13 protein-coding genes are annotated in these 23855 nt (G+C 45.2%); 7 read left to right on the forward strand and 6 right to left on the reverse strand.

Annotated elements, in window-relative coordinates; genetic code table 11:
• Positions 1–67: 67 nt before the first annotated feature.
• The gene (locus AC1DFM_RS19645) at positions 68–3220 is read right to left on the reverse strand and encodes a TonB-dependent receptor (protein WP_477078449.1); all 3153 of its coding nucleotides are present in this window, start codon (positions 3218–3220) and stop codon (positions 68–70) included.
• 508 nt (positions 3221–3728) lie between these two features.
• Between AC1DFM_RS19645 and AC1DFM_RS19650 the strand changes: the two genes are divergently transcribed.
• Entirely contained in the window at positions 3729–4931 is a 1203-nt protein-coding gene (locus AC1DFM_RS19650) for a bifunctional 3,4-dihydroxy-2-butanone-4-phosphate synthase/GTP cyclohydrolase II (RefSeq protein WP_477078450.1), read from the forward strand.
• Between the two features lie 130 nt (positions 4932–5061).
• Here the strand turns inward: AC1DFM_RS19650 and AC1DFM_RS19655 are convergent, their stop codons facing one another.
• Positions 5062–9846 carry a translocation/assembly module TamB domain-containing protein gene (locus AC1DFM_RS19655; protein WP_477078451.1) on the reverse strand — a complete coding sequence of 1595 codons (4785 nt, stop codon included), beginning with the start codon at positions 9844–9846 and terminating at the stop codon, positions 5062–5064.
• Between the two features lie 759 nt (positions 9847–10605).
• Here AC1DFM_RS19655 and AC1DFM_RS19660 point away from each other — a divergent pair.
• The 5 genes from AC1DFM_RS19660 to AC1DFM_RS19680 all read left to right on the forward strand — a co-directional run bounded on the left by AC1DFM_RS19660 (position 10606) and on the right by AC1DFM_RS19680 (position 17307).
• Positions 10606–13764: a SusC/RagA family TonB-linked outer membrane protein gene (locus AC1DFM_RS19660; RefSeq protein WP_477078452.1), complete on the forward strand. Its 3159-nt coding sequence runs from the start codon at positions 10606–10608 to the stop codon at positions 13762–13764.
• Between the two features lie 17 nt (positions 13765–13781).
• A complete protein-coding gene (locus AC1DFM_RS19665) occupies positions 13782–15344 on the forward strand; it encodes a RagB/SusD family nutrient uptake outer membrane protein (RefSeq protein WP_477078453.1) in 1563 nt (520 codons plus the stop codon).
• 28 nt (positions 15345–15372) lie between these two features.
• Positions 15373–16047, forward strand: coding sequence for a hypothetical protein (locus AC1DFM_RS19670; protein WP_477078454.1), 675 nt, complete (start codon positions 15373–15375; stop codon positions 16045–16047).
• 23 nt (positions 16048–16070) lie between these two features.
• Positions 16071–17060: a DUF5007 domain-containing protein gene (locus AC1DFM_RS19675; protein WP_477078455.1), complete on the forward strand. Its 990-nt coding sequence runs from the start codon at positions 16071–16073 to the stop codon at positions 17058–17060.
• Positions 17061–17130: 70 nt separating this feature from the next.
• A complete protein-coding gene (locus tag AC1DFM_RS19680) occupies positions 17131–17307 on the forward strand; it encodes a hypothetical protein (RefSeq protein WP_477078456.1) in 177 nt (58 codons plus the stop codon).
• Positions 17308–17310: 3 nt separating this feature from the next.
• On the opposite strand, the gene AC1DFM_RS19685 is transcribed toward AC1DFM_RS19680, so the two are convergent.
• The 4 genes from AC1DFM_RS19685 to ggt form a co-directional block, all read right to left on the reverse strand.
• On the reverse strand, positions 17311–18351 hold the full coding sequence (locus AC1DFM_RS19685; RefSeq protein WP_477078457.1) for a hypothetical protein: 1041 nt from the start codon (positions 18349–18351) through the stop codon (positions 17311–17313).
• A gap of 6 nt (positions 18352–18357) precedes the next feature.
• A complete protein-coding gene (locus AC1DFM_RS19690) occupies positions 18358–18780 on the reverse strand; it encodes a hypothetical protein (protein ID WP_477078458.1) in 423 nt (140 codons plus the stop codon).
• A 3-nt stretch (positions 18781–18783) separates the two neighbouring features.
• Entirely contained in the window at positions 18784–19314 is a 531-nt protein-coding gene (locus AC1DFM_RS19695; RefSeq protein WP_477078459.1) for a DUF1572 family protein, read from the reverse strand.
• Positions 19315–19421: 107 nt separating this feature from the next.
• A complete protein-coding gene (gene ggt, locus AC1DFM_RS19700) occupies positions 19422–21128 on the reverse strand; it encodes a gamma-glutamyltransferase (RefSeq protein ID WP_477078460.1) in 1707 nt (568 codons plus the stop codon).
• Positions 21129–21288: 160 nt separating this feature from the next.
• Here ggt and AC1DFM_RS19705 point away from each other — a divergent pair, with 160 nt between their 5' ends.
• Positions 21289–23832 carry a M14 family metallopeptidase gene (locus AC1DFM_RS19705; RefSeq protein WP_477078461.1) on the forward strand — a complete coding sequence of 848 codons (2544 nt, stop codon included), beginning with the start codon at positions 21289–21291 and terminating at the stop codon, positions 23830–23832.
• Positions 23833–23855: the final 23 nt, after the last annotated feature.

Below are 23855 nucleotides of genomic sequence, written 5' to 3' on the forward strand. Positions count from 1 at the left end.
GGTTTATTATAAAACGAGAGGGCGTCCCATCAGGGACGCCCTCTCGTAAAAGTCAATTTATAACAGATTAGTTGAAGATATATCTTATACCAACCTGCATCTGCCATCTGGACAACACAGAGGTGAAGTCATTGAATGGGCTCTTGATATTATTGAAAGAGTAACGGGCTTGTCCACCTGGGCCGTTGCTATCACGGTAGGTTAAGAAAGCAGGGTTAGCAACAGTTTTTGCTACGCCCCAGTTACTGTTCAGCAGGTTACCGAAGTTGATGATATCAAGGGTTGCCTGCAATTTGCTTTTGGTTTTTGGAGCAATTTTCGCGAAGTCGATGTCCTGGATGATTTTCACATCAAAGTGATTCCACCATGGATACTGACCACCATTTCTTTCAGTAAACTGTCCTCTGCGGCTGTTCAGGTATTTATCCTTGGAGATAAACTGATCCAGATCGCTCCAGATTTGATCTGGGGTACGGGTATCAGCTGGAGCACCAGCAGCTACTTTACTTGGAATGAGGATGATGTCGTTTTTATCTTTTGGAACGTAGATCAGGTCGTTGTTAGTGGTAGAACCATCATGGTTCATGTCACCTGCATATACGTAGCTGATACGGGTATTACTAAATGCGTCAGAGAAAGGAGATCCTTCGTAGACAACAGATACCGTTGTAGCGAGCACTTTCGCATACTGAATTTTGTAAGACAGGGTTGCTACTACTCTGTGTTGCACCAGGAATCCGGTGTATGATAATACCGGGTTGTTCGGATCATTCACAACAGCGTTACCGTTGAACGCACTGGCAGCCTGAGATCCAGGGCTGGAAGTGATGTCTTTCGCATTCTGGTAAGCATAAGCAGCAGAAGCATACAGACCAAAATCAAATGTTTTGGAGAACTGTGCAGACAAAGAGTAAGACCAGCCTTTGGAGGTATTATCCAATACGATAGCATTGGTTGCTTTCGGGCTTACGCGGTTATTAGTAGGGAAAGTATCACGTGCACCTGGTCCTACAGACTTACCGGTTGGGTTTACGAGGTTAGCATCTCTGTGGTATACAGCGTTGATATCTTTCGTGTAGATACCTTCGAAGGTACCGAGGATTTTACCTGGTAATAATACGTCTACTGCCAGGTTAGTACGCCAGATCTGTGGGTATTTGAAATCGGGAGACATTACGTTAATCAGCACGCTGTTTGGAGCGGATGGATTAGGCGGAATGTATGCACCCGGATTAGGATTGAATGGGCGGGCATTAGCACCAGCAAAGTTGGTGATTTTGTCGTTACCATAGAGCAATCCATTCTGGCCTGCCTGGTTAACTGCCCATACATACGGGATACGACCAGTGAAGATACCTGATCCACCGCGGATCTGTAATGATTGGTCATTTTTAACATCCCAGTTGAAACCGATACGTGGTGATACCATCAGTTTGGCTTTCGGCAGAACGCTTACGTCCAGATGTTCACCGTTACGGAATGATACCGCATCAATAGTCGGGTTCTTATCCAGTTTGGTAGGGTAGAAAGGAACATCAAATCTTACTCCATAAGTCAGTTTGAAATTATCCTTGATCTGGAATTCATCCTGTGCATAAGCAGAAGCAGTAGCCGCACTTAAGTCAGCAGATGGAGCCGGATTACCTTTGATGGCAGAATAAGACAGCTGGTACAGCGTAGGTTGAACCGTTTGGTCGCCACCCAGTGCAGCCAATGCAGAGGTCATGTCTTTATAACGGAACTGACCGAGATAGAACTGCGCAAATGCGTTGCTGAATTTGAAGTATTCACCAGCTACACCAAATGTCCAGGTATGTTTACCTGAATACAGGTTAAAGTTGTTGGCAAATTGTACCAGATCCTGGCTCAGTTTGTTCACTGCACTGAAAGGTTCAGAACCTGCGGAGATGTAGTTTTTACCATTGCCATCTTCAATGTCTATCAGTGGGAACAAGCCACCTGGTGCAGTACGGTAGTCACGGAACCTGCTATAGGTTACAGACAGGTTGTTAGACATTTTGTTGGAGATGGAGCTATTCAGTTCCGCTACATAAGAATTGATCTTATTGTATTGACGGTAGCTGGTATTCTGGAACAGTAAGCTGGTTTGGCTTGGACCACGACCAGTATTGGAGTTAGAAGTACTCGAGTTGATATCCCGGAATGCGTTCATGTAAGAATAACGGAAGTTGAACTTATTCTTGGAATTGATGTTCCAGTCGATACGTGCGGTTACTTTTTCGTTATTCTGTTGAAACTCGTAGCCTTCATAAGCACCAGGATCATAGCCTAATTTCTGTAGGGCTGTTTTTACCTGGTCGAGATCAGATGCCTTCACATTGGAAATGCCAGGGCCATCGGTACCGCGGTTAGCGCGGAAATTGCTTCCTGGAGAACTTTGTCTTTCCAACTCACCATTCACGAAGAAGAACAATTTATTTTTGATAATCGGACCACCTACACGGAAGCCATATTGGTTAAGGCTGTATTTATCGTTACTAACATCTGCACCTTTTACTTTAGCACCAGTGAGGTCTGTGCTTCTGATAAAGGTGTAAACAGAGCCGGAGAATTCGTTCGTACCAGATTTGGTTACAGCATTAATGTTTGCACCAGTGAAACCACTCAGTTTAACATCATACGGCGCCAGGTTCACCTGGATTTGATCAATTGCATCGAGACTGATAGGCTGAGAGTTAGTAGCACCACCTGGTAAATCGGATAAACCAAAGGCATTGCTGAACAGGGAACCATCTACAGTAAAGGAGTTGTAGAGGTTGTTTCTGCCTGCAAAAGTGAGGCCTTTACCTGCTTGAGGAGTCAGTTTGGTAAAGTCCTGGATACCTCTGTTTAAAGAAGGCAGATTCTGTAACTGCTCTCTGGAGATGTAAGTAGCTGCACCGGTACGGGAACTGTTAAAGGTGGTGCTTTGCTTACCTGTTACTACCAGCTCTTTCAGTGCGGTAGAGGAGGACTGCAATTTAAAATCAATTTTGAATGTCTGACCCAATGGGAGGCTTACATTCTCTTCCTTTTGTTCCTGGAAGCTGATAAATGAAACGGTGATGGTGTATGGTCCACCTACCCTCATGTTAGGGATGTTGTAACGGCCGCCTTCCTGCGTCGTAGTACCATAGATAGTACCAGATGGAACGTGCACGGCTTTAACTGTTGCACCAATTAATCCTTCTCCTTTGTCGTCTTTTACGTAACCAGTCATGCTACCGGTTGTAACCTGACCAAAAGTGAAGATGGAAACAAACAGAACTAATGTTGTTAAGAGTAATTTTTTAAACCCCATAAAGCAAAGATGTTGTTGAATCAGCCGCAAAGGTGGGTAATTTTCTCGTTATAATTTTAACTTGAAATTAACAAATTGTTAAGTACACTGTGAATATCTCAATGCGTCAAGAAAAAATTGCATGGTATCTAGCTGATTGCGGATTCGCAAGCGAAATTTTCAAGATTTCTCCCAAAAATTATAAATTCTCAAATTGGCGTTATTAATAATGAATGAAACCTTTAACCAGAGTGAACTTTATGGGGTTTAAAATGTATGCGGTAATCAAAGATGGTGCTAATTTTTTATATGTGAAAGTTGGTGAGTATAACCTACATAATAACAGTAGGTATTTTGTCTCAAAACCCGAATCCCTTCCCTCAGTTTTTCACATGTATATGTTGTAACTTTGCGCAATTCAACATTACTGACCCGGAGGGAATTTAATATGTTAGATAAAATAGAAGCAGCAATAGAAGATATAAAAAACGGTAAACTGGTGATCGTAGTAGATGACGAGGACCGTGAAAACGAAGGTGACTTTATAACAGCAGCGCGCAACGTAACACCTGAGATTATCAATTTTATGAGTACCCACGGCCGTGGGCTGATATGCGCTCCTTTAGTGGAAGAACGCTGCGAAGAACTGGGACTGGAGCTGATGGTACGCGATAATACCGCCCTGCATCAAACCCCGTTCACCGTATCCGTTGACTTACTCGGACATGGCTGTACTACCGGTATTTCCGCACACGACAGAGCCAAAACCATTCAGGCCCTGATCGATCCTACTACCAAACCGGAACACCTCGGTAAACCCGGCCATATATTTCCGCTGAAAGCCAAAACCGGTGGCGTATTACGTCGCTCTGGCCACACCGAAGCTACCATCGACCTGGCGCGACTGGCCGGATTCGAACCTGCCGGCGTACTGGTGGAAATCATGAATGAAGATGGTTCCATGGCCCGCTTACCGCAACTTCGCGAAATAGCCGACAAATTTGACCTGAAACTCATCTCCATAAAAGACCTGATCGCTTATCTCCTCAGCACCGAAACACTGATAGAAGAAGGCGTAAAAGTGCAAATGCCTACCAAATACGGCAATTTTGAACTCATCGCATTCAAACAAATCAATTCCGGTGAAATCCACATGGCATTGAAGAAAGGCGATTGGAAAAAAGATGAACCAATACTGGTACGCGTACACTCTTCCTGCGTAACCGGTGATATCCTTCACTCCCTGCGCTGCGATTGTGGTGAACAACTGCATGCCGCCATGCAAATGGTGGAAAGAGAAGGGAAAGGCCTTATATTATATATGAACCAGGAAGGAAGAGGTATTGGCCTGATGAACAAACTGAAAGCCTATAAGCTGCAGGAAGAAGGACTGGATACCGTAGAAGCCAACCTGGAACTGGGCTTTAAAATGGATGAACGCGATTATGGCGTAGGTGCACAAATCCTCCGTCAACTGGGTATCAGCAAACTGCGCCTGATTACCAACAATCCGCGTAAACGCGCCGGATTAAGTGGTTATGGCCTGGAAGTAGTGGAAAATGTACCCATCGAAATTCATCCCAACCCACATAACGAGACTTACCTGAAAACAAAAAGAGATAAATTAGGACACGAAATTTTGAAAGGATAATAGTGACGATTTCATTGGGTAACGCGTAAAAGGTTGAAGTATCGAAAAGTACTTCAATATCATTTAAGCCGCACAAAGGAGCAATGCCTGCATTTACAGGTTTTGCTCCTTTGCTGTTTTTGTATCCATGTTATTTAATGGGAATGGTATCTGCCTTTACTTTCTCGCCATCTTCCTGTTCCTGTTTCAGGGCCGCAGCTTTGCGGAGCGAATCCATTAATGGTGTACGGGAACGGCGGTTGCCGCCAAATAATTCACTGAAACGGTTGTACTCCCTGATATAGGAAATACCCACACCAGATTTCGTACGGTTGTTGAGGTTATATACGTCGTAGTCCGTTTTGCTGAACGCATTAATACGGAAACGGCCATCAGGAGTGAGCAGATATTCAATACGGAAGTCGCCCGCAAACCGGTTGGTATTGGCGGAAGTAGCTGTTTTACCCCAGTCGTAATCCCCACCGGCATATAAACGGAAGCGATTATTAAAGAGATTACTGGTAATACCGGCACTCACCTGGTTGCGGTCTACGGAAGAATTATCCAGGGGCCCACCCACGTTATACGCACGGTAGTTAACATTTACACCAATGCCACTGCCTTTCAGCAATGCGCCGGTAATGTTATTTAAAATGGCCTGCGCCTGTGCTGAGAGGGCTTGCCCCACACTGTTTTTACCGGTAATACCCACATTAGCGGCAGCGGTGGATGACGCATCATCCGGCAGGAACTGGTTAGAGAACAGCAGTCCCCATACCTGGAATAACGCTTTATTCTGATCGTTATTAATTTCTTTCAGGTGAGCCGCCACACCACTTTCATACGCCAGACTACCTACTTCCGGTAATTCGATAGAATAAGTGATATCCGGTTTCAATAGGGCGCCCCGCAGATTAATTTCCACGTCTACTTTTTCGGTACGGGTAGCCAGTTTATCGTTTTGTGCGTTGGTACCTTGTCCTACCAGGTTGTACAGACTCACCTTCGGCAACGAGTACTTGGCCATGATGTTTACTCTCGCCTCGGATGGATCACCGTTCCAGGTAATGGTACTGTTTTTCTCGATGTCGAACTTCCAGCTGGTTAAGCGTTGGAAAGTGAAGTTATAAGACCCGTTGTTGATCTCATAGTTACCAAACATGGTAAAGTCGCCTTCGGTGTTCACGGTGACCTGGAGGTTACCGGTACCGTTGGCCGAAATGATATCGCCGGTGGTGGCATCCAGGATGACGTCTATCTGCGCATCCGGATTAGCGGCGATATCCAGTTTTACGGTGAGTTTGGTATTATCTTTCTTCTTCTTCTTTTCCGCTATTTCCTTTCCGTATGTTTTGAAAGTGATGTAATCATATTTACCGATATCCTTGCTGTCAGACATTGGTAGATAAAAATGCGTGCCTTTGATGGGGCGGGCGATGATGTGCATTTGCATATCATTCAGCGGACCGGAGAAATATACTTTACCATCGGCAATTACATCTCCATAAAACAGGTCATTATCTTTGGAGCTGGTGTTCAGGAACACAAATCCACGGCCGGTTACGTCGAAATCGAAGTTGAGTTTGTCGAAGTGGTCATGACTGATATAGCCACTGCCCTTGCCTATGGTATTATTTTTATCTATTAGTGAGAAGTTGCCGAATTCGATCAGGTTATCATCCACATTCACGGTGAGTTTCGGAATCCGGTAGTGGGTGCCCAGATAATCTACAGTTACTCCAATAGTATCCAGGGTAAGCGTTCCTTTTACAGAAGGAAGGGCCGTGGTGCCACTGACGTTCAGGGTACCTGCTACGCTACCCGTTAGCTGAGATACATAGCCTGCCAGGTATTTATTCAACAGGCTGATGGAGGTGCCATTGAGCTTGATGTTAGCATCTATATCCTGGTTCGCGGCCAGCAAGCCTACCTTACCCTGTGCCAGGAATGCTTTTCCTTCGTTATCCGACTGGATATTAAAGGTAGCGATGCCTGTTTTGTGATGATAGCTGCCATCTACATTTAGAATGCCGATGGAGTCATTATCGATACGCAGCTCTCTGGTTCTGAGTGCGGTGTTGATATCCAGGTTTTGGGTAGGATCAGCGATATTGATGGTCCCGTCGGTAATACCTTCTATACGCGTAGTGATGAGCTGTGCCGGGATCACGTCGGCCAGGTTCAGGTTTTTGAGTGTAACAATAAATTTCGATTCGTCCGGATTATACTCATTGGTTTCAATGGTAATCAGCTGGTCGTTACGGTTAATGCGGAGGTTCTTTACCGTGAGGAAATGTTTGCTCCAGTAAATTTCATTACCTGGTGTTACATTCCATTGCCGTTCATTGACGGTGAAGGCGCTGTTCAGGAAGTTGATTTTTACACCTTCCGGTACGGTAATGATCCGTGCATAGAAGCCATCCAGGGAAGACGTATCTTCTGCGGCCAGGTCTACCTTTACATAAGAGGTGTCGTGGCTGGAACTGGCGAGTATCAACGGGTTTTCGAGGATTACATTTTTGCCGGACAGCACCTTGCCAATACTGGTGCTGATATTGACTTTGTTGAAGTTCCCATCTCCCTTTACCTGTAAATCCTGTACATGATAATGCTCGTAGCCTGCTTCCGGTACATTAATATTGAGTGCCAGGTTGCCGCCGTTCATGGTGCTGAGGGCGCCCGTTACTTTACTGTCGTTAAAGCCGGAAAACTGTTTGGTAAAGCCTTTCAGCAATTTATCCACTTCTCCCAGGTTAAAGGCGAAGGTGAAGTTTTGGTTATCGCTGATATGTTGGGGAGGGCTGAAATAGCTGGGATAATATTTATAGAGTAACAGGTGGAATGCGTCCGGCAATTGGAGGAAGCTGTATTGGCCTTTTACAAAGCCGGCGATTTCGCTACCGGAAAATTCCAGCAGTTTTTGATTATCCACCATATGAGACGACACGTTGAGGGAGTCGAACTCCAGGCGGCGTTTATCTTTGAATACGGACACTTCATACATCCGGGCGATACCGTTGAAGTTGTCGATATTGCTACCTGCGACGTTCAGGTCTACCTTCGCCTGCAGGGTAACGGAATCTTCCGTGATGCGCAATGCTTTCAGGTCACTCTTACGAACATCTGCATTGAAATTGAATACCGGCAAGGCTTCGTTGAAGTCGATGGTACCGGCAAAGTCCATATCCAGGTTAGGATCATTGGCGGTGAGGGAGCCGTTAAAGAATTTGCGGCTCATTTCCCCTTTTGTTTTGATGTTCTGATAATTATATCCGAAAAGGGAAATTTCCTGTACGTTGGCGTMTACGCTGGCTTTCAGCGTTTTGAAATTGAAACCGGCTCCATCTACTTTCGCATCCAGGGAAATGGTGGAGAGGTTGCTGTTATCGAAAAGACTACCGATATCAAATTTGGTAGCGGTGAGGCTTCCGGAGTAAACGGGCACATCACGGCTGGTTTTGAAGTTCAGATCCGAGTTGAGTTTGCCCAGGTTGGTCTGAAACTGGCCGTAGGCCACAAAGTCGTTGATAAATCCGGTATAGCTACCCTGGAAGCGGATGGCAGTGAGGCGATCGATCCGAACGGTATTGACAATATCTTTTACGATTGGCATGATTTGCATCACATCTTTCCCGGTGGTCACCAGTTCTTCGGCGTGGAAGTCGATGAAGGTTTCATTGATATCCGGCAGGCCGCGCATTTCGAAGCTTCCTTTCATGCGGGTGGTGCTGCCGGCTTCCAGTTCAATGTCGGAAGCTTTCAGGTTGCTGACAGGGCCACGGGCCTTTCCATTGAGGATAATCTCTTTTTTCCAGGTAGAAAGGGGAGGGGCAAAAAAGGCAATATCGTCGGAAGATAGTTTACAGTTTTTAAAGTGGGCCTGCATAAAAACATCATCGATATAATTGCTCATATCATTGATATCGCTGTATTGCATGGTGTAGTAGTCGCCAATATGGCTGCGGTTCGTTTCCAGGTCCAGCTGGGAGAACTCCATTTCCACGGGCGACATTTTAAACCGGCTGCTGAGTTTTTTTACTTCAAAGCCGCAACGTTCTTTGGTGGTGAGGTTAAGATCCCCGATGATGCTGTCTTTCACCAGGCTGGTGTTGGTGAGCGACAGGTTAATGTCATTAAAGCGAATATGATGTGGGGCAAAATAGCCGGGCTCTATTTTCGTGCTGTCGTCCGGGTTATCTACGCCGAAGACGCCATTTTTTATATTAATTTCTTTTACAATAAGTTTCCAGTTAGCGCCGTTCCAGCGCAATTGATGGCTGGTATCGGTAGCGGGGGGCTCGGGGGCATGATGTCTTTTATGCCGTAGCGGAGAGGACGCGTAACTGCTGATGATGAAGTTGGGCTCAGTGAGGGTGAGTTCCTGTATATCGATGTTATGTTTTTGCAGGTCCAGGTTTTTGGCATCCAGGTAGATGCGTTTGGCGGATGCCCGCATATCTTCACCTACCCAGGCGTCTACCTGGTTGAGCTGAATGTTTTTAAGATCAATTTTTTTCAGATCCAGGGAAAGGCCCTGGGAGGGGGTATGGCTGGTATCGGGGGTAGAAGAGCCGAAGGCTGCTTCGATGAAATGATAGTTCCAGACGGAATCTTTGCGGGACCGTAGCAGGTTGACCTGTGCATTTTCGAGGCCGATGAATTTGATAACGGGCTTGTCCTGAAAAAAGAACCAGTCGGTAATACGTACCTGTAGTTTGCCGGCATATAGCAGGGTGTCGTGGTGCTGATCCTCTATGAGTGCGCCTTCCAGCTGCATGCTGTTAAACAGTCGGAAGGTGACGCGGTCTATTTGTACTTTTGTTTTCAGCTGTGAAGACAAGCGGCTGGTGACCTCTCCCACCAGGAAGTTCTGCACCACAGGGATGTTTACCAGTATTCCAATGAGAATGACGAGGCCCAACAAACATAGTAACACGACAGATAATATTTTCCGTACTTTTTTCAGGCTGTAAAGTTTATCCGGCAAAAATAATTAATAGTTGTCAATCAGGGCCATATTACAGATGGATCATTACGAATTAATAATGGCGATGGAAAGTTGAGTTTTATTTAGCCATCTCATATTTTCGTATATAGGTAACAGTGAGATTGGCGTACGAGCAGATAGGGGCATCGCATAAAAAGTGAATGTCACGTAATTGTCGAGGGGAGTTGAAAAAGATAGTGTTATATTATTATTTAATGATGTTATTTTGATGTTTTAGAGTATGGGAAGATAGTTTTATTGCTGTAACGTATTTATTATCAGATGTTTTTAAGCAATCACGGCATTTGCTTATCATGTAAAAATTATGGTCATTGAATTGTCAGTTGTTTATCGGGTAGCTATTAGGAAAACTTTAACATTTATAATTTCCATCCAGAACAATGAAGTAAGTGAGCAAGGTATTGTAACAGTGAGCAAGTAGCATACCGTCAAAGCAAGTAAGGTCAACCAAATTATAATTTATTTAATTCATTTTAAATCTAATCGGAGCGTATCAAAAGCACATCATTTTTTGCTTATCGTTTTTTGCTTATAACTATTCAACCAACATTTTTCAATACAATTTTTAATTAACCAAAGTCCAAAAAAAGCAATTGTTATTTATTCAACAGTGAACATCAACAGGTATCATTAGCATTAGCGTTAGCCAATCTGATTATTCCAGCGTAATTTATTAAACCAGAATCTATGCACAAAAAGTTGCTACTATTAGCGCTCATGGGATTGCTATGCCTACAGGTGTGGGCCCAGGAGCGGAAAATTTCGGGAACCGTTACAGATGACAAAGGAGGCGCATTGCCCGGGGTATCTGTGAAAGAAGTAGGCACCAATAATGGCGTAGCCTCTTCGCCCGACGGACAGTTTACGCTTACATTAAAAGGACACTCCAACAAACTCTCCATTTCATTTATTGGATTTGAAACACAAACCGTAGAGGTGGGTGGTAAAACAACTTTCCGCATCAGCCTGAAACCGGATGCTAAAAGTTTGAAAGATGTGGTGGTAATCGGGTACCAGGAAGTAAAGCGTAAAACGGTAACAGCAGCTGTTTCTAGCGTGAAAGGTAAGGATATAGAAAACCTGCCTTCACCGAGTTTTGATGCGTTATTGCAAGGACGTGCAGCAGGCTTGAACGTACAAAACTTTACCGGCGAACCCGGGGTGCGTGGATCTTTTGTGGTAAGAGGAAATACGTCTATCAGCCGTAGCGCCAGTGCCGCACGTACCATGAGTTCCCCCTTATTTGTAATTGATGATATTCCCATCTCCATGGATGATGCGGCTCAATTTGATAATACTGGTACCAACTACATTGCAGGTATTAACCCTAATGATATTGAATCTATCGACATCCTGAAAGATGCTTCTGCAGCAGCTATTTACGGCTCCCGTGGTGCAAATGGTGTAGTGATTGTGAAAACCAAGCGTGGTAAACAAGGTAGACCGCAGATTAACTTCACGACTTATGGAGGATTTATCCAGAAGCMAAAGTTTGAAACAGTATACGGTGGTGCAGAGGAAAGACAGTTTAAAATGAACTATCTGAAAAAGTATCTTACCTATGAGCAGATTCGCGACGGAAAATTACCGATGATGTTAACGGACAGTCTGAATCCGGCTTTTACGGGTGCAATTGACTGGCAGGATATGTTTTATCAGAATGCGCTGATCCAGAACTATGACTTGTCTGCAGCAGGAGCATCAGAAACCATTAACTATCGTGTGAGTGGTAACTACTATAACGAAGAAGGAACCATCAGAGGAACCGGGTTTAAACGGTATACAGTATCTGGCGCTATGGGAGTGAAGTTGTCCTCCAAATTGAATATCTCTTCCCTGTTCCGTTTAAGTCGTGGTGATAGATCCCGTGGTAGAGGGGTATTCCCCGGCGAGGATGTAATACCATTGGTGAATGGTCAGTACCTGTCTTCCTTGTTTAATATTTCAGACGTTGATAAAAAGAACTTTACCGGAGATCTGACTTCTGGCAGAGATAAGAATTTGAATGATGATATCACGGCCAGTCTTACGCTGAACTATGATTTTAATCCCAAACTTCGTTTTTCTTCTATAGGCTCTATTCAGTCAAGTGTCAATTCACGTGATATCTTCCGGCCGGGAGAGTTGAATACAATAGGGTTATCCTATTCTCAGAGCAGCAAATCACGGTATGAAAATGTGAACCTCGACAACACGCTTAGTTACAATACCAATATTGTAAACAAGGATCATCATTTAAATGCGTTGCTGGGTAATACCATTAACAACGTAAAAAATGAGTATACCGGTATTGGCAGTGGTGCATTGAGTAATGACAACGTGAAAGTAGTACAGGGATTTGATCCGAATTATTTGCTGTACTATGATGTCCATGGTAACCTGGTATCTGGTTCTGATTATAAATCAGCCGGGATGTTGTCTTTCTTCTCCCGTGTGAACTATGATTACAAAGAGAAGTATCTGTTGTCTTTGGCTTATCGTGCGGATGCTTCCTCCCGGTTTGGTCCTGAGAGCAGATGGGGATATTTCCCGTCTATATCCGGTGGCTGGAATATTTCAGAAGAGTCGTTTATGGCGCCGTTGAAAAAATGGGTTGACTTTTTAAAGATCCGTGGTAGCTACGGTGTAACGGGTAGTTTACCGGATGGTTACTACATGCCTTTTAATAGCTATAGCATGAACCAGGGTACCTATGGTGGGTCTTTAACAGGTACGTATAATGGTGTAAATGCGGTAACGCCTAATTTCTCAGATGGTGTGGCGCAGAAGGGATTGACCTGGGAACAGGCGATACAGTCAAACATCGGTATAGATCTGAGCATGTTTAACGGACGTTTGAATGTAACAGCAGATGTGTTTAATCGCGGAACATCCAAGAAGTTATTTGATTTACTGCTTCCTTCTACTTCGGGGTATGATAAAGTAAATACCAATGCCGCAGAGGTACGTAACACAGGTATGGAGTTTGCCATACAAGGGCGCATCATGCCTCCACAGAGTAAATTCCAATGGAATACCACATTGATATTATCCTTTGTTAAGAATCAAATTGCCGCTCTGCCTAATGGAAACCGTGATCTGGTGAAAACTGATCCGAATACGGGTATGACCTATGTCTTGTCCAAAGGCCGGCCGTTGAATGAGTTTTACATGATCGAAAATAAAGGGGTATATGCTTCTGAAAAAGATATTCCGTTCAATCCGCTAACAGGCGAAAAACTGACTTATTGGGGTGGTAATCACACCGTACAGGCGGGAGATTTCATCTGGGTAGATCAGAACGGCGACTACGATGTATGGGATTGGAATGATAAAGTACGTAGCGGTAACCCCAACCCTGCATGTACCGGTGGTATGACCAACGTATTTTCTTATGGTCCATTGACATTACAGGTTTACATGACCTTTACACTGAAGCGTGATATCTATAACAAGTATATGTCTGACCGGTTGATTGGCTTAACCAATGATTACGCTGCTATTGCTGCGGTTGATCCGTCTAAGATTAATAGCTGGCATCAGCCGGGTGATAATGCGCAGTATGCAGAAGTGATTCCTTATAATCCTAACTATTACTACCAGTTTTTACCTTTTTCTTCTGCTTTTGTTGAAAGCGGATCTTATTTGCGCATTAAGTATATCAATCTTTCCTATGTTTTTGCACCTAAATTCCTGGAGCGTACCAAGTTGACCAAATTGCAGGTGTACGGCTTAATCGATAACGTGAAGATGTTCCAGAAGTCCACTGTTCCGGATGCCGAAGCGGTGGACGAGAAGGGGACTTATACCGGTGGAGGATATCCTATCCCGCGCAAGTTTACCCTGGGTGTAAATATTGGTTTTTAATTTAAAAAGCAGCAGTTATGAATTTTCTCAAAAATATATGTGCGGTAATAGTAGCAGGACTGACATTGTCGCCCTTTGTGTCCTGCAAGAAGCTACTGAACCAGGACCCTATTAACTCACCTTACAATACGGTTTTCTGGCAAAACCAGCGGGATGCAGAACAAGGGGTGGCCGGAGGTTATGCCCTGTTACGTAAGGCATTAACTACGAATACAGAATGGAACAACAGTATGTCGCACTTTGCCTATGGCTCTTTACCAGCGTTTGAGTTTAAAGAGTTCGTGCAATATGATGTGCAATTCCTGGTGAAGGGAGGCAATAATCTGAATACAGCGGATTTTATTGGATCTTACCTGGACCCTTATCATGATTGGTCGCCCTATTACAAAATTGTTACACAGGCCAATATTATGTTGCATAATATTCCTAACATACCAGATAGAGCGTTTACAGATGCGCCCACCCGTACGCGCAAGCGTTTCCTGGGAGAAGCTTACTTCCTTCGTGCATATGCATATTTCTATATGGTGCGTTTGTGGGGAGATGTACCGTTGGTTACCAAATATGATGATGATCCGGCACATGCCACCAACTTGCCACGGATCAATGAAAAAATAGTGTTGGACACAGTGATAGCGGATCTCCGCAATGCTATTAGTTTGTTGCCGATGGAATATAAGTCAGGTAATGAAAGAGCCGTAAGAGCCAACAAAGGCGCTGCATTGGGCCTGCTGGCGCATGCATATATGTGGAGAAATTTCCTGAACAAGGGGTCCGTAGCTACAGATCTTACCAATACTATTGCCGCCATCGATTCAGTAGAAAGTAGCGGACAATATCAATTGCTTACCGCTGATCAGTATCCTAAAGTATTCCACGGAAAATCAGCCGAAGGAGTATTCGAAGTTAACATGCAGGTAGGAGATGCCGAGCAGCAGATATCCAAAGGCTTCTATTTCACCATTCTGAAGGAACCTTTCCTGCATGATGTGAAAGGTAAAGGAGATGCGCCTAACCAGGACTTAATTTATGACATCTACGATGATGAGAACGATGTTCGTCTTCAATATTACTTCAGTGGCCTGGATGGCGACGATCAGTTCAATGTACAGATTTGCAAATTTGCAGGGCCTAACCGGGAGAATATCAACTACAAAAACCCAGGCGCTTTCACTGATCCATCTGTAGATGCCAACATCATTCTGATGCGATATGCTGATTTGTTATTGCTGCGTGCAGAAGCTTATGCCAATCAGGGAAATGTAGGCGCTGCCTTACAGGATATCAATAAAATAAGAGCCCGTGCACACGCCAGCCAATTAACTGCTGCGGATATTTATGATGCTGATATTAAAAAGGAAGTATGCCGTGAGCGTTCCCGTGAATTATATGCAGAAGGACAGCGTTGGTACGACCTCGTTAGAACAGGCTACCTGACCAATCCTGGGATGAATGGCGGAGGTAATTTCCCTCAAAGCCGCTTTGATGCAGAAGGTTGGAAATGGCCAGTAGGACGCGTATTATTTCTTAATAATAGCGTGCTTTCTCAAAATAATTTCTGGCTGGGTAAAGTGAATTAATATTTTGAACTTTTTTAAACGCATCGACATGAATAAACTTAAGATATGCGGTATATCAGCGGGATGGGGCATTTTATTGCTGGCCTTCCTGTTTACTTCCTGCAAAAAAGATAACCACTTTATTGGAGGAAGTCCCACCAATGATCATACTGATTTGACCACTTATGATTATCTGAAAGCAAATCCGCTTTTTGATACGCTCATATTGCTGATTGATAAAGCGGGGTTGAAGGAAACTGTTAATAGCAACATCACTTTTGTGGCGCCAACTGACTATGCTATTAAAACATTTTTGGCGATTCGCACAGTGGCATTGCAGAAAGCTAAGAACGATGAAAATATCACGTACACGATTGATAGCCTGAAAGCACCTGAATTAAGAGATTCGCTAATGGCCTATATGTTCGATGGTCCTGTTGTACGATCAGATCTTTCATTAGAAGCAAGTATTTATAAAAATAAAGTAGGAGAACCTTTTGCATTCAAATTGGTGAAGTCTACCAGTTATTCAGATGTTTTTTCTGCTGGAGTGAGAATCATGACGCTGGCCAAAATCATTAATGGCCTGGACCCAGACCCGCGCCCGGATGGTTTTCCACCGCAAGACATGGATAAGGAATATATATTGCAAACCACTGGTATCATCACCAAAACAGGTGTGCTGCACGTATTGGAAAACCACCATGTGTTTTACTGGAAATAGTTATCATCAAAAAACTTAAAAGTATGTTTGACAAATATAATTTGAAAAAATTGCTGGGAGCAGCTATACTACTGGGTGTAGTGGCAGTGGGGTGTAAGAAAATCGATGAAGGTTTTTTGAGTGATGCTTTGTATGTGCCGGATTCACCGATTAAAATAGAGCGCGGTACAGCATTCCAGAAAACCAGTTCCATTATGCCGGATGGTAGCACCCGTCCTATGACGGTGAAACTGCTGGACATTCGCAGAGCTGACAGCAAAAAGCATGCAGATGAAATGTATAAGCAATACCCGGTATGGGTATACACTGCAGCTGTTGATCCCGCCGTGGATACTACTATCGAGCAGGTGAATAAAAAGCGTGAGAAGAAAACGTTACCACCATTTACTTTTTTGACCAGCGGTCAATTTGTATTTAACGGTGCTACCGACAGTTTGCCGCTTGGCGTTAATTATGAATACGATGTGGAAGTGTCCAATGTAGCTGGTACTAAAGTATTCAAGAACATCGGTCTCATGACGACGATTGATCCTCCGTTGATTACAGAAACGACCGCTAACTGTAATCTGTTCCCGGATGATGGGTCGGCTACTGTACCTATGGGGCAGCCAGTGATGAACATCACGAGGGTGAGTGAAAGTGGTAACTCCGTGATCCTGAAATTAACTGACAAAGATGGTAATCCATTTAATCCGAAGAAAGCAGAGATTATCAAGCGTGGTGACCGTCCGATTTTTGAAAATTACGCACGGTTCCATCCGGTTGAGTATACAGATACAGCCATGATCTGTAACTTTGAAATTGCTCCATTCCCCCTGAGCAGGTATTCCAGCGGAGGGACCAATTGGAACTTCCTGATGTATTACCGTATTCCGTCGTCTTTTGTATCTATCGATAAGAGCTTGACAAGTAAAATAGGTAGTGTGAACCCGTTGTTTGCATTCCGTTTGATGAAAGCCGGAACTTATATAGTAGAAATCAGAATGCCGAAAACAACAAGAACGAGTAAATAAATTATCTTCGTTTTAACAACAAATAGAAAGCCGTTTCATATTTATGTGAAACGGCTTTTTTATAAAAGTGATGAAAAAGGAAAAATATAATTTACTTCGGTGGATACTGGTAGCGGGTGTAACGCTCTTTATGCTATACCTCATAGCACTATACTATGGCGCCACCATGTTTGAAGGACTTCATCCACCATCGGAAGTGAATGACAACTCTCAGGAATCTACTCCTGTTGATTCCTCTTTGATGTAGCCATTAAATAAACTTCTGCATAAACCGCTGCAACGTAGTCATATCCTCCTGTAAATGCAATGCTGATATCACCGCCCTGTTCACCACCGGACTATGCGGCTGAGGATAAGGAAAGCTCGAAATAATCACGTCGCGCTCCAATAGATAATGTACCAGATCATCTCCCGTTGGTAATATAAACATCGGTAATCCGTGTGGATTGTGGATGGTTGAACCTGCGGTGAGGCGTAGCAGCCAGGCAATGTTTTGTTGCAACAGTCTGCGCATTTTTTGTATCAGTTCTCCTGCATGCAGCCAGGCATAAGCATTGGCAGGCATCATGGGGGTGCTGCCTACATGTAGTGGCTGCTTTTTTAATGCCATGATATCCGCCGCATGACMCGCCACAACGCCGCCTTGTACGCTGTAGGCCTTGGCCAGCGAAGCGGTGAGCAGGTAACGCACGGGTGGCAATACTGGTAAAAAATGAATGCTGCCTTCTCCGGCGGGCCCCAATATTCCAATACCATGAGAATCATCCGMAATGACCAGCACTTTGCGCTGTAGGGATTCCAGCCAATGAAACGAATGAATAGTACTGGTGAGCGGGTTTACGGTATCCGTCACAATCACGAAATGGTTATCGGGATGCGTATTTACTTTTTCGATGGTTTCATTGATCCAGTCTTCCCGGCTGATGAGTGGCAGCGCCGGTGTTTGGTGCCATAAAGATGGGTGCGTGCCGGGCGCATATAACAACTCTCCGCGACTGGCCCCATACTGCACGGCGGCCTGTGATGCCAGATAGCCGGAGGAGAACACTGTGGCGGCCTGTTGATGTAACAGCGTACACAATGCATGTTCTATTTCTTCGTATAGTGATAACCGTAAGTTGCCTGCCCTGGAAGAAGGGAATACCGTACCATACTGCTCTATACCCTGTATCAGCAGCGTTTTAAATGCCGGTAACTGATGCAGGCCCAGGTAAGCGAAACCAGAAAAGAAAAGGCAGGTGCGGCCTCCCTGTACCACTGTTCTGCCCGGGGTATGGTCTGTTGACAACATAGGCGGCTACTCTTTTTTAGTACATAAAATAAATTGAAAATCTGTAGAAGTTACCTGCATGTCGAAATACTCATCCGTCAGTTTGGTGATGGTAACGAGATTTTCCACTTTGCGGTCTCCGTTTTTCGCCGTCACGGAAATCATGGCGCCATTGCTGAGAATAAAATATTTACCGGTATCTGATTTGTTGGCGATAGTAGCTACAAAAACATTGTTATCGAGAAACTGGTAATAGGCATCGCGATAGTAGCCTTTTTTCAGGTCTTCGGCCTGTATGTATTGGGTGTTGCTGATTGGTGATTCCGGTGGGATTTTCACATCATATACCCGCCACTTTTTGTTCATCAGCAGTTCGTTGGCTTTTTTACCCTGACAAGCGGAAAGGACCAACATGGTAGTTATAACGGTGATGGCAATACGTATTTTCATGAATTATTTGTTCCCTGTTTTTGCTTTATTATAGGCTGCAGATCCTCCTCTGGGGATAGATAAGCTTTCCCACTGATCTTTCAGGATCATTTTGCCAATGTACACGATTTGTCCGACATGATAGGGTACATGTGCCAGTTGCCGGTTAATAGCATCTATCACGATATGCGGTTCATTGCGGATAAAAACGGTTCTGTCGAGGTCCGTTTCCTGCAGGCTGCGGATGGCATTCAACATACAATCCCAGCCGGTATTCCATAGCTGCAGTAGTTCTTCGACCGATTGGTTGCTATTTTCAAACTCCAGGTCCCGTTGGCGGTTGGGCTTTTCCCCATCGGTGGTGAGGAAGTCGGTCCAGCGCGATAACATGTTGCCATGCAGGTGCTTGATGATATGGGCAATACTGTTGGGCTGTCCTTCCGGTTGCCATTGCAGCTGTTCGGCGTTGAGTCTTTCAATGGTTTTAAGACCTAGTTGGCGGTGTATTTCCAGCCGTTGTAATGCGCTTTGTAAATAAATAGATTGGATAGACATAATCAGGTTTTGTTGTATCGGGTTGTGGATTCCCAAAAGTAAAAGTAATCAAAAAGCAGGCTAATAATCGCTCACTAACAGCTAGTGGCTAACAGCTAACCGCTATATCAATATCCGGCGGCGCCGTCGTCCCCACGTTTATCTGCAGCGGCTTCCAGGTAGCGGCTTTCGGGTGCACGTTTAATAATTTCCGTGCGGCCAATGGGACCGCGTTTTACCACTTTATAACCCATGTTTTGCATGGTTTGGATGGTGCTGTCGGGGAAGCCGGGTTCTACAGCAATAACATCAGGCAGCCATTGGTGATGGAATTTTGGTCTATTGATCGCCTCCGAAGGGGATAAGCCAAATTCCAGTGTATTCATGAGCGTTTGAAATACGGAAGTGATGATGGTAGAGCCGCCGGGAGTGCCGAGTGTATACAACACCTCATTTCCCTGGAGTACCAGGGTGGGCGTCATAGAGCTGAGCATACGTTTGGCGGGTGCAATGGAATTGGCTTCGGTGCCTACAAGGCCGTACATATTGGGTACGCCGGGTTTTACGCTGAAATCGTCCATTTCATTGTTGAGCAGGAAGCCGGATTTACCTACCACGGTTCTGCTGCCGAAGTGGCCATTGAGCGTGGTGGTGACGGCAATGGCGTTACCTGCTTCGTCGATAATACTCAGATGCGTGGTTTCTTCACTTTCCGGAAAAACGCCTGCTTTTGTTTGCTCACTGGAGCCAGCTTTGCCCGGGGTGAAGTCCTGCATGCGTGCTGCCAGGTACTTTTTGTCCGTGAGTTTTGCTACCGGCACTTTTACAAAGTCGGGATCACCGAGGAATTGTGCCCTGTCGGCGTATGCCCGTCTTTCTGCTTCCACCATCAGCTGGATAGATTGGGGCGATTGAAAGCCCCATTGCGACAGGGGATAGCTCTCCACCATACCCATCAGTTGTTGCAGGCAGATGCCTCCACTGGAAGGAAGCGGCATGGTTACAATCGTATAGCCTTTATAGTTAAAAGCAACCGCTTCGCGTTCTTTGGCTTTATAGCTTTTCAGGTCCTGCAGCGTGATGATACCGTGGCCACGTTTCATTTCAGCGACGATATTGTTAGCCGTTTCGCCTTCATAAAACCCGGCGGCGCCTTTATTTCGTATAAGCGTGAGCGTATGTGCCAGTTCTTTCTGTACTAATGTATCGCCGGCCTTCCAGGGAACATCCTTTACGAAGGCGGTTTTGGTGGTATTGAGTTTTTCGAAATCTGCTTTTGTTTCGTTCAGGAGGGCGGCATCTGCGGCGGTGATCACAAATCCTTTTGCTGCCAGGCGGATAGCTGGATCAATCAATTTGGCAAAAGGTAGTTTGGCATATTTCATGGAGGCAAACAGGCCGGCCACAGTGCCCGGAATCCCTGCTGCCAGGTGGCCATCCAGACTGAGTTGCGTGATAGGCTGGCCCAATGAATCGAGGTACATATCGCGATGGGCTTTTGCCGGGGCTGTTTCTCTGAAGTCGATKGCAATATTGTGTCCATTTTTCAGATGGCCGATCAGGAAACCTCCGCCACCAATATTACCGGCGCCAGGATATACCACGGCCAGCGCCAGTTGCGTGGCAATGGCGGCATCTACGGCATTACCGCCCTGCTGCAATATGATTGTACCCACCCGGCTGGCCAGCGGATGAGCCGACACCACCGCACCATGTAACACCTTGATATCTTTCTCTGTCGTGTAGTTGTATGGATGTAAATCGTCTATCGTTTGTTGGGCGCAGGCAGTATGAAGCATACATACCAATAGTCCTGGCAGGATCAGAAAACGCATGGATTATCGTGTTTGGGTCTAAATTAACACATGCCCACAACTATCCGAAATTAAAATATTTTAAGCCCCCTGCTGTAACGGGAGGAGACGATTACTATTTGCGGACCCAGTCATAACCCGAAAACAATTCCTAACTTACAGGATCTAATCGCGGGCTTTTATGCGTAAATATTTATTATTGGCTTTCGCTATGCTGGGCTTTATGATGACTTCAGCCCAGGTGCCAACGCCTGATCAGTTCCTCGGCTATCCCCTGGGGACCCAGTTTACCCCACACTATAGAGTGGTGGACTATTTTAAACAGGTAGCTGCTACGGCTAAGAATGTGAAATTCGAGCAATACGGTACTACCTATGAAGGCCGGCCATTGGTGATGGCCATTGTGGCTTCTCCGGAAAACTTTTCCCATTTGGACGAGATCCGCCAGCAAAGCCTGGATATGTCCAATGCACGCGGCAAAGCCGCTGGTAATCAACCGGTGATCGTATGGTTAAGCTATAATGTGCACGGTAATGAGGCAGTATCCACGGAAGCTGCCATGAAAACGCTGTACGAACTGGTTAATAACGGAAATGCACAAACGCAGGAATGGTTAAAGAATACAGTCGTGATCCTTGACCCTTGCCTGAATCCCGATGGACGGGAAAGATATGTGAACTTTTATAATGCCATGCGTGGCGCGAAGCCCAATGTGAGCCCTTATTCCCGGGAACATAATGAGCCCTGGCCGGGCGGAAGATCCAACCACTATTATTTTGATCTGAACCGCGACTGGGCCTGGCAAACACAAAAAGAATCACAGCAACGGGTAGCAAAATATAATGAATGGATGCCACAGCTGCATGTAGACTTCCACGAGCAGGAAATAGAAGCGCCGTATTATTTTGCACCGGCAGCAGAACCTTTTCATGATGCGGTAACACCCTGGCAGCGGCAGTTGCAGGTGATGATCGGTAGAAATAACGCCAGGTATTTTGATCAGCAGGGCTGGTTGTACTTTACCCGGGAACGCTTTGACCTGTTCTATCCCAGCTACGGCGATACCTATCCCATGTACAATGGGTCACTGGGTATGACCTATGAGCAGGGCGGTAGTGGCCGGGCTGGCGTAGCCGTACTGAAAAAGGACGGAGACACATTGACCCTGTCTGACCGGATTGCACATCACTTTACCACGGGGCTGTCTACCATAGAAGTAGCTTCCCAGAATGCCGCTAAAATTATCAGTGAGTACAGCAACTATTTTACAACGGCCGAAAAAACGCCACAAGGCGGATACAAAGCCTATGTGGTGAAAGCGGGTGGCAATACTGAAAAGCTGAATACACTGGCGGAACTGTTGCGTAAAAATAACATCGCTTTTGGCTATGGTGCTAATATCGGCACTGTTGCCGGATTCAATTACTTTACTGGTAAAACGGAAACGTTTACTATCGATAAGGAAGATATGGTGATCAGCATGTTCCAGCCGCATTCTAATATGCTGCGGGTATTGTTTGAGCCTACCTCTCACCTCACGGATTCAGTGACATATGACATTACAGCCTGGGCTTTACCTTATGCGTATGGGTTAACCTCTTACGCGGTAAAACAGCCGCTGACACCAGCTGCGGGCGCACCAGCGATGCGTAACAATACCGCATTGATGGCACAGAAACCTTATGCTTACCTGGCACAATGGAATAGTGTGAGAGATGTGAAATTCCTGTCTGCCTTATTACAAAATGATATTAAGGTACGTTTTACGGAGGCGCCGTTTACCGTGAGTGGGAAAGACTTTCCAGCCGGTACCCTTGTTATTACCCGTTCCGGTAATACCAGCAAAGGCGACCAGTTTGATCAATACATCACCTCTCAGGCCAATCGTTTTAAGATCACCCTGGATGCCGTGAGCAGTGGATTTGTAGATAAGGGAACTGATTTTGGTTCCGACAAAATCAGGTTTATCAAAAAGCCCAAAGTAGTGCTGCTGGCCGGTGAGGGCATTGGATCACTGGGTGTTGGAGAAGTATGGCATTTCTTTGAGCAGCAACTGGATTTCCCACTAACGGTGGTGAATGAACGAAATATGAGCGATATCAACTGGGAACAAACAGATGTGCTGATATTAACAGATGGTGATTACAAAGTATTCGGAGATAAAGCGGCTGCAGAGCGCCTGAAAGACTGGGTAAATAACGGTGGTAAGCTGATTGCATTGGAAGGGGCAGCTGCGGCAATTGCTGGCGCCGATTGGGGCATTAAGCTGAAGAAAGAAGAGGAGAAAGAAAAAGAGAAGGACAAAGATGGTAAGGAAAAGGTGAATGCCGCTGGTACCTACGATGCCTTGAAGCCTTACGCGAACCGGGAAAGAGAGAGCATTAAGCAATTTATTCCGGGTGCTATTTACAAAGTACAGCTGGATACCACGCATCCGTTGGCCTTCGGTTATAACGGTTTCTACTATACGTTGAAACTGGATGCACATTTATATGAATTTATTGAAAATGGTGGCTGGAATGTAGGTGTGTTGAAGAAAGACAGCTACCTGAGTGGTTTTGTGGGAGCAGATACCCGTCAACAGTTGAAAGATGGATTGTTATTTGGCGTAAAAGAGATGGGTAACGGATCTGTGGTAATCCTCGCGGATAATCCGTTGTTCAGAAGCTTCTGGGAAAACGGTAAGCTGTTGTTCAGTAACGCCGTGTTCCTGGTGGGGCAATAGGGAAAAGATTTTTTACCAGGTAG

Source organism: Chitinophaga sp. 05T412 (genome assembly GCF_056396465.1).